General features: G+C 66.0%; 15 protein-coding genes and 1 tRNA gene. 9 read left to right on the forward strand and 7 right to left on the reverse strand.

All coding sequences use genetic code 11. The annotated features are described in order from the left end of the window. Positions 1-6 precede the first annotated feature (6 nt). The 4 genes from AC1D2O_RS30890 (at position 7) to AC1D2O_RS30905 (ending at position 2,162) form a co-directional block, all read left to right on the forward strand. Positions 7-762: a cytochrome c1 gene (locus tag AC1D2O_RS30890; protein WP_478092264.1), complete on the forward strand. Its 756-nt coding sequence runs from the start codon at positions 7-9 to the stop codon at positions 760-762. 91 nt (positions 763-853) lie between these two features. Further along, positions 854-1,465: a glutathione S-transferase N-terminal domain-containing protein gene (locus tag AC1D2O_RS30895; RefSeq protein WP_478092262.1), complete on the forward strand. Its 612-nt coding sequence runs from the start codon at positions 854-856 to the stop codon at positions 1,463-1,465. A gap of 19 nt (positions 1,466-1,484) precedes the next feature. Then, entirely contained in the window at positions 1,485-2,048 is a 564-nt protein-coding gene (locus AC1D2O_RS30900) for a ClpXP protease specificity-enhancing factor (protein WP_478092260.1), read from the forward strand. Positions 2,049-2,086: 38 nt separating this feature from the next. Continuing rightward, positions 2,087-2,162 (forward strand) — tRNA-Thr (locus AC1D2O_RS30905). Positions 2,163-2,186: 24 nt separating this feature from the next. Here AC1D2O_RS30905 and AC1D2O_RS30910 read toward each other — a convergent pair. Continuing rightward, complete coding sequence (locus AC1D2O_RS30910; RefSeq protein WP_478090676.1) at positions 2,187-2,492, reverse strand: hypothetical protein; 306 nt, start codon at positions 2,490-2,492, stop codon at positions 2,187-2,189. A 298-nt stretch (positions 2,493-2,790) separates the two neighbouring features. Here AC1D2O_RS30910 and AC1D2O_RS30915 point away from each other — a divergent pair, with 298 nt between their 5' ends. After that, positions 2,791-3,471, forward strand: a complete 681-nt coding sequence (locus AC1D2O_RS30915; RefSeq protein ID WP_478090677.1) for a PepSY-associated TM helix domain-containing protein — start codon at positions 2,791-2,793, stop codon at positions 3,469-3,471. A gap of 17 nt (positions 3,472-3,488) precedes the next feature. Here the strand turns inward: AC1D2O_RS30915 and AC1D2O_RS30920 are convergent, their stop codons facing one another. After that, positions 3,489-3,794, reverse strand: a complete 306-nt coding sequence (locus AC1D2O_RS30920) for a hypothetical protein (protein WP_478090678.1) — start codon at positions 3,792-3,794, stop codon at positions 3,489-3,491. Between the two features lie 207 nt (positions 3,795-4,001). Between AC1D2O_RS30920 and secA the strand changes: the two genes are divergently transcribed. The 4 genes from secA to AC1D2O_RS30940 are packed head-to-tail and all read left to right on the forward strand — an operon-like array spanning position 4,002 to position 9,365. After that, on the forward strand, positions 4,002-6,779 hold the full coding sequence (gene secA / locus AC1D2O_RS30925; protein ID WP_478090679.1) for a preprotein translocase subunit SecA: 2,778 nt from the start codon (positions 4,002-4,004) through the stop codon (positions 6,777-6,779). A gap of 22 nt (positions 6,780-6,801) precedes the next feature. Further along, positions 6,802-8,031 carry a bifunctional glutamate N-acetyltransferase/amino-acid acetyltransferase ArgJ gene (argJ, locus tag AC1D2O_RS30930; RefSeq protein ID WP_478090680.1) on the forward strand — a complete coding sequence of 410 codons (1,230 nt, stop codon included), beginning with the start codon at positions 6,802-6,804 and terminating at the stop codon, positions 8,029-8,031. A gap of 28 nt (positions 8,032-8,059) precedes the next feature. Further along, positions 8,060-8,929: an ATP-binding protein gene (locus tag AC1D2O_RS30935; RefSeq protein ID WP_478090681.1), complete on the forward strand. Its 870-nt coding sequence runs from the start codon at positions 8,060-8,062 to the stop codon at positions 8,927-8,929. Positions 8,930-8,936: 7 nt separating this feature from the next. Then, positions 8,937-9,365 (forward strand): NUDIX domain-containing protein, encoded by a 429-nt coding sequence (locus tag AC1D2O_RS30940; protein WP_478090682.1) that lies wholly within the window; start codon positions 8,937-8,939, stop codon positions 9,363-9,365. Between the two features lie 3 nt (positions 9,366-9,368). Here AC1D2O_RS30940 and AC1D2O_RS30945 read toward each other — a convergent pair whose 3' ends face one another. The 5 genes from AC1D2O_RS30945 to coaE all read right to left on the reverse strand — a co-directional run bounded on the left by AC1D2O_RS30945 (position 9,369) and on the right by coaE (position 13,553). Beyond that, the gene (locus tag AC1D2O_RS30945; protein ID WP_478090683.1) at positions 9,369-9,578 is read right to left on the reverse strand and encodes a DNA gyrase inhibitor YacG; all 210 of its coding nucleotides are present in this window, start codon (positions 9,576-9,578) and stop codon (positions 9,369-9,371) included. Then, complete coding sequence (gene zapD, locus AC1D2O_RS30950; RefSeq protein ID WP_478158433.1) at positions 9,575-10,330, reverse strand: cell division protein ZapD; 756 nt, start codon at positions 10,328-10,330, stop codon at positions 9,575-9,577. Before zapD ends, AC1D2O_RS30945 begins: the two co-directional genes overlap by 4 nt. Positions 10,331-10,361: 31 nt before the next feature. Continuing rightward, positions 10,362-11,375 carry a hypothetical protein gene (locus AC1D2O_RS30955; RefSeq protein ID WP_478158434.1) on the reverse strand — a complete coding sequence of 338 codons (1,014 nt, stop codon included), beginning with the start codon at positions 11,373-11,375 and terminating at the stop codon, positions 10,362-10,364. Between the two features lies 1 nt (position 11,376). Beyond that, positions 11,377-12,870, reverse strand: a complete 1,494-nt coding sequence (locus tag AC1D2O_RS30960) for an MBOAT family O-acyltransferase (protein WP_478158435.1) — start codon at positions 12,868-12,870, stop codon at positions 11,377-11,379. An 80-nt stretch (positions 12,871-12,950) separates the two neighbouring features. After that, positions 12,951-13,553, reverse strand: coding sequence for a dephospho-CoA kinase (gene coaE, locus AC1D2O_RS30965; RefSeq protein ID WP_478093373.1), 603 nt, complete (start codon positions 13,551-13,553; stop codon positions 12,951-12,953). Positions 13,554-13,555 lie beyond the last annotated feature (2 nt).

Here is a 13,555-nt window from a genome sequence, read left to right on the forward strand (position 1 = left end):
ACAAGAATGAAGAAACTGATCCTCACGTTGATCGCGGCGCTCGGCATCGTCACGGGCGCGCAAGCGGCCGAAGGCGGCATCCCCTGGGACAAGGCGCCCAACCGCACCACCGACCTGGCATCGCTGCAGAACGGTGCCAAGCTGTTCGTCAACTACTGCCTCAACTGCCACTCGGCGGCGTTCATGCGCTTCAACCGGCTGCAGGACCTCGGCATCACCGACCAGCAAATCAAGGACAACCTCCTGTTCACGACCGACAAGATCGGCGAGACCATGAAGGTCAACCTGGCTCCGCAACAGGCCAAGGAATGGTTCGGCACGATTCCGCCTGACCTGACCCTGGTGGCGCGCTCGCGTGCCGGCCACGGCGGCACCGGTGCCGACTACCTCTACACCTATCTGCGCACCTTCTACCGCGACGACACCAAGGCCACCGGCTGGAACAACCTGGCGTTCCCGGCCGTGGCGATGCCGCACGTGATGTGGGAGCTGCAGGGCGAGCGACGTCCGGTCTTCGAGAAGGTCGAAGCCCACGGCCATGAAACCGAAGTGTTCAAGGGCTGGGAGCAAGTAAGCCCCGGCACCATGACGCCGATGCAGTTCGACCAGGCCGTCGGCGACCTCGTGAGCTATCTGCAGTGGATGGCCGAGCCGGCGCAGAACACCCGCATCCGCGTGGGCGTCTGGGTGCTGCTGTTCCTGCTCATGGCAGTGGTCTTCACGTGGCGGCTGAATGCCTCGTACTGGAAAGACGTCAAGTAATTCCACGCCGATCGGGCGCCTCGTGCGCCTGGTCCCGCAGAGTGGGTTGCGAACGCGACCCACTCTTTTTGATTTTTAGGAGTCTTTCGCCATGATGGTCCTTTATTCGGGAACGACCTGCCCCTTTTCCCATCGCTGCCGCTTCGTGCTGTTCGAGAAAGGCATGGATTTCGAGATTCGTGACGTCGACCTCTACAACAAGCCCGAAGACATCAATGTGATGAACCCGTACGGGCAGGTGCCGATTCTGGTCGAGCGCGACCTGATCCTGTACGAGTCGAACATCATCAACGAGTACATCGACGAGCGCTTCCCGCATCCGCAGCTGATGCCCGGCGACCCGGTCGACCGTGCACGCGTGCGCCTGTTCCTGCTCAACTTCGAGAAGGAATTGTTCGTGCATGTCTCGATGCTCGAGAACCGCACCACCAAGGGCAACGAGAAGGCCATCGAAAAGGCGCGCGCGCACATCCGCGATCGCCTGACTCAGCTGGCGCCCGTGTTCCTCAAGAACAAGTACATGCTGGGCGACAACTTCTCGATGCTCGACGTCGCGATCGCACCGCTGCTGTGGCGCCTCGACTATTACGGCATCGACCTCAGCAAGAACGCGGCTCCGCTCCTGAAGTACGCCGAACGCATCTTCTCGCGCCCGGCCTACATCGAGGCGCTGACGCCGTCCGAAAAGGTCATGCGCAAGTGAGTCGCTGGCCCAGCCGCCCATGATCAACGCGCTCGAATCGTCATCCACCCGCCCGTACCTGATCCGGGCGCTGTATGAATGGTGCACCGACAACGGCTTCACGCCGTATGTCGCGGTGCAGGTCGACGATACGGTGCAGGTGCCGCGCGAGTACGTCAAGAATGGCGAGATCGTGCTGAACATCAGCTTCGACGCCACCAGTTCGCTCAAGCTCGGCAACGACTTCATCGAGTTCAAGGCCCGCTTCGCCGGCACGGCGCGCGAAATCAGCGTGCCGGTCGGCCGCGTGATCGCGATCTATGCGCGCGAGAACGGCCAAGGCATGGCGTTTCCGGCACCCGTGCCGGCGCCGGCCGATGGCAGCGCCGGCCCGGCGTCGACGACCCAATCGGCCGCCTCGACCCGCACGCCGCTGCGCGATGCGTCGCGTGGCACCGAGGGAGACGCGAGCAAGGTGGTGCACCTGGTCACGGGCGAGGGCGACGATGCCGTCGAATCGAGCGATGCGCCAACGGATCCCGAGGATCCGCCGCGTCCGCCGGCGGGCGGCGGAGCGCGCCCTTCGCTCAAGCGGATCAAGTGAACCTTGCGGCCTGGCCGGGCCGCTAAAATCCGAATCCCGCCGCTTTAGCTCAGTTGGTAGAGCAACCGCCTTGTAAGCGGTAGGTCGTCAGTTCGATTCCGACAAGCGGCACCAGTTTCCTGCGTTTCCGGCCACGGTTCAGGCGCCGAGCGAAGGCAGGTCGGTGCGGACCGAATCCATCAGGTACACCGGCAGCAGGTCGGCATCGGCGGTCAGGGCCACGCGGACCCGGCGCGCAGCGCCACCATTGCCGGCCGAGCGTTCCATCCACGATCCCCTGCAGCTCGCGGGCAGCCGGTTCCAGGCCTGCGTCGTCATGTGCTCGAACCCCGGTCCCGGGTAGTTGTGCAATGGCGTCGCTTCAACGGCCGCCGGCACGCCAACCGGTTGGTCGGGCAGATCGCCTCGCGTCCGCACGCCGACGCGCCGCAAGAGGGTGTCCATGCCCGCTTCGGCATCTCGGCGCATTGCCTCGTCTGCAGGGGGGGCCACGGGCATGCGTACGGGAGCGCGGGACATTTCGGGTTCCAGGGATTTCATCTGAACGCAGTCTAGGAATGGGCCGCGTGGCCGTCCCTCAGAAACGTCTGATTCACCGTGCCCCGGGGCGCCGGTGCGTGACAGGAAGGCAGAATGGACAGCGGCCGAGAGATTCGACCTTGTCGCGCCACAAGGCATCCGGCAGCCATAGTGGCTGCTGCTCACGGCGCCATTTCATTCAAAAAACGATCACGCTGAACGCATGTCCTACGCATCCAACGCCTCCGCCCCTGCCGCAAGCCGCAGCCATTCGATGCAGCGCCGCGCGATCGCCCTCCAGTGGATCCGCAAGACCCACGGCTGGATCGGCCTCTGGGGCGCGATTCTTGGCCTGATCTTCGGCACCGCGGGCATCTGGCTCAACCACCGGGCCGTGCTCAAGCTGCCGATGTCGCAGCAGCGCGCCAGCGCCCAGTTGTCGCTTCCCGACCCGGCGCCCGCGAGCGCGCAGGACATGGCGGTCTGGCTGCAGCGCGCGCTGGACCAGAAGGGCCCGCCGAATTCGATGCGGACCGAGCCCGCGCGGCCGGTTGGCTGGAGCGAAAAGGGCAAGGCCGACCCGTTGATGCAGCCAGAGCGATGGGTGTTCAACTTCGGCGGCCCCGATGCCATCGTGCAGGCGGACTACTGGCGCGGCAACCGGTCGGTGGGCGTCACGACCACGCGCAACGGCTTCCTCGCCACGCTGACCAACATGCACAAGGGTACCGGCATGTCGCTGGGGTGGATCCTGCTGGTCGACACGCTGGCGGGCAGCCTGATCTTTCTGTCGCTCTCGGGCGTCGTGCTCTGGATGCTGACGCACCGGCGCCGCACCGTCGGGCTGGCGATCTTCGGCACCTCGGTGGCCCTCACGCTGGGACTGGCGCTGGCCCAGACCTGAGCCGCCGGCGACGGTTTTCAGCGCCTCGACGTCACCTTGATCCGGATCGTCGCCACCTCCCAGCCGCGCGACTTCAGCCGCGCGTGCAGCATCGGTGCCAACTGGCGCAGCTTGGCGGCCGCCGCGCTGCCGTGAACCAGCATGCACCATACATCGCCCTCGGCCGGGCCGGCCTGGATGGCGGGGCGCATCTCGGGCGGGATCAGGTCAAGCACCGCGGCCAGCCGTTCGCTGGCGTCGCGGGCGCGCGCGGCCAGGCCCGCCAGGGTCGGGGAACCCTCGGTGGCTTCGAGCACGGTGACGGCGTTGTAGCGGCGATTCATGGGCAATGGACGGGCAAATGGCCGAAGTGGCGGGAAATGGCAGGTCGTGAGGGCCAGGACAAGGCGGCTAAAATCAGCGGTTTGCCGGCAATCCTGCGGGCCGGTCCGCTTGTCTTTTGACAAAGCGCGCCCAAGTTCGTTCTCCGTCTATCTTAGGGACTTCGGTCGAGGCGCCCGCATCCGGCGAGTGTGCATCGATCTCCATTCATGGCCACCAACTTCCTGACCCAAATTTTCGGCAGTCGCAACGACCGGCTCTTGAAGCAGTATCGCAAGACGGTCGAACGCATCAACGCGTTGGAACCGTCCTTCGAGAAGCTCGACGACGACGCGCTGCGCGCCAAGACGCAGGAGTTCAAGGACCGTGTCGCCAAGGGCGAGTCGCTCGACGACCTGCTGCCTGAAGCGTTCGCTACGGTGCGGGAAGCGTCGAAACGGATCATGAAGATGCGCCATTTCGACGTCCAGCTGCTGGGCGGCATGGCGCTGCACAACGGCAAGATCTCCGAAATGCGCACCGGCGAGGGCAAGACCCTGACGGCCACGCTGCCGGTGTACCTCAATGCGCTCACCGGCAAGGGCGTGCACGTGGTCACGGTGAACGACTACCTCGCCGGCCGCGACGCCAAGTGGATGGGCCGCCTCTACAACTACCTCGGGCTGTCGGTCGGCATCAACCTGCCGCAGATGCCGCGCGAGGAGAAGCAGCAGGCCTACGGCAGCGACATCACCTACGGCACCAACAACGAGTACGGCTTCGACTACCTGCGCGACAACATGGTGTACGAGCCGGGCGACCGGGTCCAGCGCGGGCTGAACTACGCGATCGTCGACGAGGTGGACTCGATCCTGATCGACGAGGCGCGCACGCCGCTGATCATCAGCGGCCAGGCCGAGGACCACACCGAGCTCTACCTGGCGATCAACAAGGTCGTGCCGCTGCTGGTCAAGCAGGAAGGCGAGGCCGATCCGCGCACTGGCGAAGGCGTCACCAAGCCCGGCGACTTCACGGTCGACGAGAAGACCCACCAGGTGTTCCTGACCGAAGACGGCCACGAGAAGGCCGAGCAGGTGCTGTCCGAGTTCAAGCTGCTGCCCGAGGGCGCGTCGCTCTACGATCCGGCCAACATCACATTGATGCATCACCTGAATGCGGCACTGCGGGCGCGGCATCTCTACCATCGCGACCAGCACTACGTGGTGCAGCAAGGCGAGGTCGTGATCGTCGATGAATTCACCGGCCGCCTGATGACCGGCCGCCGCTGGAGCGATGGCCTGCACCAGGCCGTGGAGGCCAAGGAAGGCGTCGAGATCCAGGCCGAGAACCAGACCCTGGCCTCGATCACCTTCCAGAACTACTTCCGGCTCTACGCCAAGCTCGCCGGCATGACCGGCACGGCCGACACCGAGGCCTACGAGTTCCAGGAGATCTACGGCCTCGAGACCATGATCATTCCGCCGAACCGTCAGAGCAGGCGCGAGGACCAGCTCGACCGCGTCTACAAGACCACGCGCGAGAAATACGACGCCGCGATCCAGGACATCCGCGAGTGCTACGAGCGCGGCCAGCCGGTGCTTGTCGGCACCTCGTCGATCGAGAATTCCGAGATCATCGACGGCCTGCTCGAGAAGGCCGGCCTGCCGCACCAGGTGCTGAACGCCAAGCAGCATGCGCGCGAAGCCGAGATCGTGGCCCAGGCGGGCCGCACCAAGATGATCACGATCGCGACCAACATGGCGGGCCGCGGGACCGACATCGTGCTCGGCGGCAACGTCGAGAAGATGATCGAGGCAGTGGAAGCCGACGAGTCCGTCGACGATGCCGCCAAGGCCGAAGAAATCGCACGGCTGCGCGCCCAATGGGACAAGGACCACGAGTTCGTGAAGTCGCTCGGCGGCCTGCGCATCATTGCCACCGAGCGTCACGAGTCGCGCCGCATCGACAACCAGCTGCGCGGCCGCTCGGGCCGCCAGGGCGACCCGGGCTCCTCGCGCTTTTATCTGGGCCTGGACGACCCGCTGATGCGCATCTTCGCGGGCGACCGCGTGAAGGCGATCATGGACCGCCTCAAGATGCCCGACGGCGAGGCGATCGAGGCCGGCATCGTGACCCGCAGCATCGAGAGCGCGCAGCGCAAGGTCGAGGCGCGCAACTTCGACGTGCGCAAGCAGCTGCTCGAGTACGACGACGTCTCGAACGACCAGCGCAAGGTGATCTACCAGCAGCGCAACGACATCCTCGACGCCACCGATCTGAGCGCGCAGATCGAGGCGCTGCGCGAAGGCTGCTTCACCGACCTGGTGCGTCAGTACGTGCCGGCCGAATCGGTCGAGGAGCAATGGCAGCTGGCCGGGCTCGAGAAGACCCTGGCCGACGAGTGGGGCCTGCAGATCCCGCTGCAGAAGGAAGTCGAGGCCGCGACTGCGATCGGCGACGAGGATGTGGTCGAGAAGGTGGTCGCCGCCGGCAACGAGGCCTTCAGCGCCAAGGTCGCGCTGATCGGCCAGGAGAACTTCACGCAGTTCGAGCGCATGGTGCTGTTGCAGAGCATCGACACCCATTGGCGCGAGCACCTGGCTTCGCTGGACTACCTGCGCCAGGGCATCCACCTGCGCGGCTATGCGCAGAAGCAGCCCAAGCAGGAATACAAGCGCGAGGCCTTCGAGCTCTTCGGCCAGTTGCTCGACTCGGTCAAGAACGAGGTCACGCGCCAGCTCATGACGGTGCGCGTGCAGTCCGGCGAACAGCTCGAGGAAGCTGCCGACGCCATGGAAAGCCGCGGCGAGAACCTCGCCAACATCACCTACACGGCGCCGACCGAAACCGGCGAGGTCGAGGTCCGGGTCGACGAGGAAAGCCTGCGCCGCCAGGCGGCCGGCGGCCTGAGTGCCGGTGCCGCGGCCTTCGCGCGCGTCGGCCGCAACGACCCGTGTCCGTGCGGCAGCGGCAAGAAATTCAAGCAGTGCCACGGCAAGCTCACCTGACAGCAACGACCAGGATTTCCTCATGCCAGTGAATCTTTCCGCTCCCGACCCCGCCGCGCTGCATGCGGTGCCCGGTGTCCGCATCGGCGTGGCCGAAGCGGGCGTACGCAAGGCCAACCGCAAGGACCTCACGGTGGTGCTGATCGACGAAGGCGCCGCGGTCGGCGGCGTGTTCACGCAGAACCGCTTCTGCGCCGCGCCGGTCCAGGTCTGCCGCGAGAACCTGGCCCGCGATTTCGGCATTCGCGCGATGCTGATCAACACCGGCAACGCGAATGCCGGCACCGGCGAGGACGGCCTGGCGCGCACGCGGGCGACCTGCATCGCGCTCGCGCGGCACCTGAATCTCGCGCCCGAGCAGATCCTGCCTTTCTCGACCGGCGTGATCATGGAGCCGCTGCCGATCGACCGCATCGAAGCCGGCCTGCCTGCCGCGCTCGCGGATGCCGCGCCCGGCCATTGGGCGCGCGCGGCCGAAGGCATCATGACGACCGACACCGTGCCCAAGGCCTTCAGCCAGCAGGTGCAGATCGGCGGCGTGACCGTCACGGTCACCGGCATCAGCAAGGGCGCCGGCATGATCCGGCCGAACATGGCGACCATGCTCGGCTTCATGGCCACCGATGCGAAGATCGAGGCGTCGCTGATCCAGCCGCTGGCCAAGGCGCTGGCCGATGCCTCCTTCAATCGCGTGACGATCGATGGCGACACCTCGACCAACGATTCCTTCGTCGTGATCGCGACGCAGAAGGCGGCGCACGCCACCATCACCTCGCTCGAATCCGTCGAAGGCCGCGCCCTCGTGGAAGCGATGCAGAACGTCGCGCGCCAGCTGGCCCAGGCCATCGTGCGCGACGGCGAAGGCGCGACCAAGTTCATCACGATCCGGGTCGAGGGCGGCAAGGATTCGGCCGAGTGCCGGCAGGTTGCCTATGCGGTCGCCCATTCGCCGCTGGTCAAGACCGCGTTTTACGCGAGCGACCCGAACCTGGGCCGCATCCTCGCGGCCGTCGGCTATGCCGGCATTGCCGACCTCGACCAGACCGGCATCGACCTCTACCTCGACGACGTCCATGTGGCGGTCAAGGGCGGTCGCAATCCGAGCTACCGCGAGGAAGATGGCCAGCGCGTGATGAAGCAGAGCGAGATCACGGTGCGCATCGCGCTGGGCCGCGGCAGCGCCGCCGACACGGTCTGGACCTGCGACCTGAGCCACGACTACGTCACCATCAACGCCGACTACCGGTCATGAAGCCCCCACGCTTGCTGCGCTCGCTGCCATGAACGAGAAATTCGAACGTCTCCTGGAACGCGCCGAACAGCTCATCGGCCGCATCGAGTCGATCCTTCCCCAGCCGCTGTCGGCCCCCGACGACTGGAACGCCTCGATCGCCTGGCGCTACCGCCGCCGCAGCTCGGGCCACGGCACGCTCGAGCCGGTGCGCCACGTGGCCGCGATGTCGCTCGATGCGCTGAAGGAAATCGACGTCCAGAAGGAAAAGATCGAGCGCAACACGCGCCAGTTCGTCGAGGGCAAGCCGGCCAACAACGTGCTGCTGACCGGTGCCCGCGGCACCGGCAAGTCGTCCCTGATCCGCGCCTGCCTGCAGGCCTATGCGCCGCAGGGCCTGCGCCTGATCGAGGTCGACAAGGCCGAGCTGACCGACTTGCCCGACATCGTCGAGGTGGTTTCGGGCCGTCCCGAGAAATTCATCGTCTTCAGCGACGACCTGAGCTTCGACGAGGGCGAGCCGGGCTACAAGGCGCTCAAGTCGATCCTCGACGGCTCGATCGCCGCGTCGACGCCCAACGTGCTGATCTACGCGACCAGCAATCGGCGCCACCTGCTGCCCGAGTACATGAAGGACAACCTCAGCTACACCCACACGGAAGACGGTGAGGTGCACCCGGGCGAAGTGATCGAGGAGAAGATCTCGCTGTCGGAGCGCTTCGGCCTCTGGGTGAGCTTCTATCCGTTCAGCCAGAACGAGTACCTGGCGATCGTCGCCCAGTGGCTTTCCTCTTTCGGTGTCGACGCCAAGGCGGTCGAGGCCGCGCGCCCGCAAGCGCTGGTGTGGGCGCTCGAGCGTGGCTCGCGCAGCGGCCGCGTGGCCTACCAGTTCGCGCGCGACTATGCCGGGCGCGCCTGAGGCTGCCATGACGGGTTCGCGCAAGCACACCGAGGTCGCGGTCGGCATCCTGATCCGCGAGGACGACGCGCTGCTGCTGTCGACCCGGCCCGAGGGCAAGCCCTATGCGGGCTACTGGGAATTCCCGGGCGGCAAGCTCGAAGCCGGCGAGTCCGTCGAACAGGCCCTGCGCCGCGAGTTGCACGAGGAACTCGGCATCACGATCGCCGGCGCCGAAGTCTGGAAGGTCACCGAGCACGATTACCCGCACGCGCTGGTGCGCCTGCACTGGTGCAAGGTGACGCAGTGGGCGGGCGATTTCGAAATGCGCGAGGGGCAGGCGATGTGCTGGCAGCAACTGCCGCTGGACGTTGCGCCGGTGCTGCCGGGCGCGCTCCCGGTGCTGGGCTGGCTGGCCGAGGAGCGCGGCCTGGCCTTCGAGCGGCCTGCGGCCTAGGGCTTACTGGCGCTTGGGATCGCCGAACGGATCATCGTCCGGCGGCGCATCGGCGGGCATCTTGAATTCCTCGCTGGCCCAGGCGCCGAGATCGATGCCCTTGCAGCGCGCGCTGCAGAACGGCCGGTAGGGGTTGCTGGCCGCATAGACGCTGTCCTGCCCGCACGCCGGGCACCTGACGATCCGCTCGCCGAGAGCATTCACGGCACTCATGCGCAGAGGGTGAGTTCGAAAGGCGCGTCGTCCGTGCTCTGGTGCAGCCGGTCGTCGGCCTCGTGCCGCATCAGGCGCACCGACACCATGAGCCGGTTGCCGCTGATCTCGGGGATGAGCCCGAGCTTGGGGTCGATGCGCAGCCGCAGCAGCTGGAAGCTGCGGCCTTGCGGCAGGGTCTGCTGGAACTGGCCGTTGGCCGCGATCACCTTGTAGGGCACGTCGGCGTCACGCAGCAGTTTGAGCAGCAGGTAGATCGATTCGGCCAGCGGAGCGAGCGTTGACGACCAGCGTTCGAGGTCGGCGCGGCGCTCGGGGGCCCGGCGGTTCTGCCAGGTGTAGTAGGCCGGCAGGTCGAATTCGCAGGTGCCGCCCGGGATGCCGGCGCGGCTGCGGATGCTCATGAGCCACTCGTTCTCGGTCAGCGCCTGGCCCGCCTTGCCAGGCACCGTGTTGAGCGTCGCGAAGTTGCTTTCGAGCTTGCCCACCACCTGGTCCAGCACCGACTCGGCGATCGCGGGATTGCCGCGGTAGCTGTTGAAGACGTTCTTGTGCTTGTCGAGATCGCGCAGCACATCGGCCTTGAGGTCGGCGCGAGCAGCCACGTCCATGATCTCGAAGATCGTGACGAGCGCATAGTGATGCAGCAGCGGCGAGTCGGCCGGCACCAGTTCGCCAAGACGGCGAAACAGGTGTTCCAGCCGCAGGTAGGTCCGGATGCGCTCGTTGAAGGGGTACTCGTAGAGGATCACGCGTAGTGGCTTCCGGTTGCAGATGATAGCTTCAAGAAGCCTTCGAGGGCGCAGTGGGCAGGATCTTGCGAACCGCCTCGAGTATGCGCTGACCGACCACCAACTGCCCGTGCATCGACAGGTGCGTGTCGTTGGGGAAGAAATAGTCGCGGACCTTCTTTTTCTCCTCCTGCGAGAGGCTGAACAGGTCGGGGCCGAGATCGGCGGCCCCGAAAGCCGTCACGAAATCTTTCGAATGTTCCGGCTTGACATACACGGTGGTCTTGTTGGGAATGATCATCCACAGGACGGCGCGCTGCGGATGGGCGTCGCTGAAGGCCTTCATCTGTGCCGCATGCTGCACCGTGAGCTCGCCGTTCTCGTCGTCGGCCGGCCAGAACGGGACCTTGTCGCAGAGCTGGTGGCTGAACATCGCGCAGCCCTCGGGAACCGGACGCACCAGGATGCGGTCGTTCGACAAGATCGGTTCCGTCGCCTCGCGCGCCCTCCTGGTGTTGCGATAGATCCGCACGCCCGAGGTCAGCTTGCCGTCCCAGTTGAGCGCCGGCGCCGGCACCGCCGAGGGCGATTCGAAGAAGGGCTTGAGGCCGGCCGAGAAGGGCTTGGTCATCGTCTTGCAGGTCTGCGTGGCGACCATGCGGTCGTTCACCAGGCGCTCGATGCTCTCGACGATCACCAGCTTGCCGCGGAAGCCCGCGCGATCGAGCCAGGCATCGAAGTCGCCGCAGAGTTCCTCGTTGATCTGGCCCCAGAAGGTGGTCGTGACGCGGTAGCCGGCCCGGGTGAGCAGCGACTGCCAGCGGTTCGACATCGAGAAGCTGTCGCCGATCACAACGATGTCGGCGTCGGCGACCGGCACCGCATTCAGGTACTGCCGGTCCACGTGCGGCGGCTCGATCCGCCAGCCGAAGGCGGTCTCCGACAGCAGGCCGATGCGGGTCATGTCGCCATAGAAGGCCGGCGTCTTCAGGGTCACGATCAGCAGCGCGATGATGACGAGGAAGCCGGCCCCGAAGATCCGCAGCCAGAGTTTCGCGGGAGTCATATCAGAATTGGAAATAGAGGAAGGGGCTGTACGAGCCCAGCTTCGAAACGCAGACGCCCAGCAGGTACACCGTGAAGACGGCCATCAGCGCCGTGAACACCCAGGCCAGGCGCGGCCGTCCGGCCAGGGCCTGCAGCTGCGGCACCCAGCGCTGCAGCGTGATGGTCGGCGGCATGACCAGGCAGATGAACAGTCCGACCAGCAGCGTATGGAAGAAGTCGTTCTTGCGGTAGGGCACGGCCCCGAGTTCGCTGAACACCGAATGCGCGGTGCCGTGCATCCCGAGCATGGCCTGGTAGATGGTGGTCGCGGCGTGCATGCTCTCGGCCCGGAACACGACCCAGGCGATCATCACGCAGACGAAGGTCAGCAGCCAGCCGAGTAGGCGCGCCACCCGGCCGGGCTTGGCGTTGCGGCGCACCTTGGCGTTCCAGAGGTGGTTGACCATCAGGAAGAAGCCGTGCAATGCGCCCCAGATGACGAAGGTCCAGGCCGCCCCGTGCCACAGGCCGCCCAGCAGCATCGTCAGGAACAGGTTCAGGTAGCGCCGCGCCGGTCCCTTGCGATTGCCGCCCAGCGGCACGTAGAGGTAGTCGCGCAGGAAGGTCGACAGCGAGATGTGCCAGCGGCGCCAGAACTCGATGATGTTGGTCGACTTGTAGGGTGAATTGAAGTTGAGCGGCAACTGCACCCCCAGGCACAGCGACAGGCCCACCGCCATGTCCGAGTAGCCCGAGAAGTCGAAGTAGATCTGCAGCGTGTAGGCCAGCACGCCGACCCAAGCGGTGCCCATCGTCGGCGTCAGGCCCTTGTGGACGCCGTTGAACATCAGGTCGGCGTACTCGCCCATCGGGTCGCCGATCAGCAGCTTCTTGCCCAGCCCGAAGACGAAGATCGCCAGCCCGAGCGCGATCTTGTCGTAGTCGACCCGGTAGGTCGCCGGATTGGCGAACTGCGGCATCATCTGCGCGTGATGCAGCACCGGACCCGCGATCAGGTGGGGAAAGTAGGTGACGAACAGCAGGTAGTGCACGAAGCTGCGCTCGTGCACCTTGCCTTGCCAGCAGTCCACCAGGAAGGCGATCTGCGTGAAGGTATAGAACGAGATCCCGATCGGCAGCGCGATGTGCAGCATCGAGATCGGCGAGTAGCCCGCCGCCAGGAGGCCGTCATTGACGTTGGCGACGAAGAAGTTCGCGTACTTGAAGACCGCCAGCACGCCCAGGTTGACCACCAGCGCGATCACCAGCATCCGCTTGCGGTTGGCGTCGGTGCGTCCGGGGCCGGGGGTCAGGCGCAGGCCGGCCCAGTAGTTGAAGCAGATCGAGCCCAGCAGCAGCGGCAGCGCCTGGACACTCCACCAACCATAGAAGAACAGGGAGGCGAGCGCGAGAAATCCGGCGGCCGCCCGTGCGTTGCGCTTTCCGATCAGGAAGAACCCGACCAGCACGATCGGGAAGAAGAAAAAGATGAACGCGTACGAATTGAAAAGCATCTTGGGGAGGGCTGTCTCGCGGGGTCGAAACGCACGCCGCTTTCTTGTTGTCGGGCGCGCACGCGCCGGCGGACCGGGGATTATCGCGTGTCCGCGTCGGCCCAACGATTCCAAAGACTCTGTACTTCGAGGGCGAGTTCCGCGAGCGTGAGCTTCTCGTTGAAGATCAGTGCGTCGGCGGCCGCGCGCCGCAGGCCGCGTTCGGCCTGCTGGGCGATCACCGACCGGACCGCATCGGGCGTCCAGCCCGAGCGCGCCACCACCCGTTCGAGCTGCGTCGCTTCGGATGCGTCGACCACCAGCACCCGGTCGACGTTCGTGCGCCAGCGCCTCGATTCCACCAGCAGCGGGACGTCGAAGACGATGGTCTGGCCGGCCGCAGCGGTGGCTGCCTGCCGTTCGCACTCGGCGCCGATCAGCGGGTGCAGGATGGATTCGAGCCGCCGTTTCGCTGCCGGATCTGCGAACACCAGTTCCCGCATGCGGGCCCGGTCCAGGCCGCCGTCGACCGCAATCACCGAGGCACCGAACTCCAGCTGCAGCGCCGGCATGGCCGCTCCTTGCGGCTGGGCGATGGTGCGCGCGATCGCATCGGTATCGATCAATTTCGCACCGAGCCCGACCAGCATCGACGCGACGGTGCTCTTGCCGCTGCCGATGCCGCCGGTGAGGCCGATGCGCATGG

Source organism: Variovorax sp. P1_G12 (assembly GCF_056405555.1).

Coding starts and splice junctions, on each gene's coding strand:
- AC1D2O_RS30890 (WP_478092264.1), top strand. CDS start 7: ATGAAGAAACTGATCCTCACGTTGATCGCGGCGCTCGGCATCGTCACG.
- AC1D2O_RS30895 (WP_478092262.1), top strand. CDS start 854: ATGATGGTCCTTTATTCGGGAACGACCTGCCCCTTTTCCCATCGCTGC.
- AC1D2O_RS30900 (WP_478092260.1), top strand. CDS start 1,485: ATGATCAACGCGCTCGAATCGTCATCCACCCGCCCGTACCTGATCCGG.
- AC1D2O_RS30910 (WP_478090676.1), bottom strand. CDS start 2,492: ATGGACACCCTCTTGCGGCGCGTCGGCGTGCGGACGCGAGGCGATCTG.
- AC1D2O_RS30915 (WP_478090677.1), top strand. CDS start 2,791: ATGTCCTACGCATCCAACGCCTCCGCCCCTGCCGCAAGCCGCAGCCAT.
- AC1D2O_RS30920 (WP_478090678.1), bottom strand. CDS start 3,794: ATGAATCGCCGCTACAACGCCGTCACCGTGCTCGAAGCCACCGAGGGT.
- secA (WP_478090679.1), top strand. CDS start 4,002: ATGGCCACCAACTTCCTGACCCAAATTTTCGGCAGTCGCAACGACCGG.
- argJ (WP_478090680.1), top strand. CDS start 6,802: ATGCCAGTGAATCTTTCCGCTCCCGACCCCGCCGCGCTGCATGCGGTG.
- AC1D2O_RS30935 (WP_478090681.1), top strand. CDS start 8,060: ATGAACGAGAAATTCGAACGTCTCCTGGAACGCGCCGAACAGCTCATC.
- AC1D2O_RS30940 (WP_478090682.1), top strand. CDS start 8,937: ATGACGGGTTCGCGCAAGCACACCGAGGTCGCGGTCGGCATCCTGATC.
- AC1D2O_RS30945 (WP_478090683.1), bottom strand. CDS start 9,578: ATGAGTGCCGTGAATGCTCTCGGCGAGCGGATCGTCAGGTGCCCGGCG.
- AC1D2O_RS30955 (WP_478158434.1), bottom strand. CDS start 11,375: ATGACTCCCGCGAAACTCTGGCTGCGGATCTTCGGGGCCGGCTTCCTC.
- AC1D2O_RS30960 (WP_478158435.1), bottom strand. CDS start 12,870: ATGCTTTTCAATTCGTACGCGTTCATCTTTTTCTTCTTCCCGATCGTG.
- coaE (WP_478093373.1), bottom strand. CDS start 13,553: ATGCGCATCGGCCTCACCGGCGGCATCGGCAGCGGCAAGAGCACCGTC.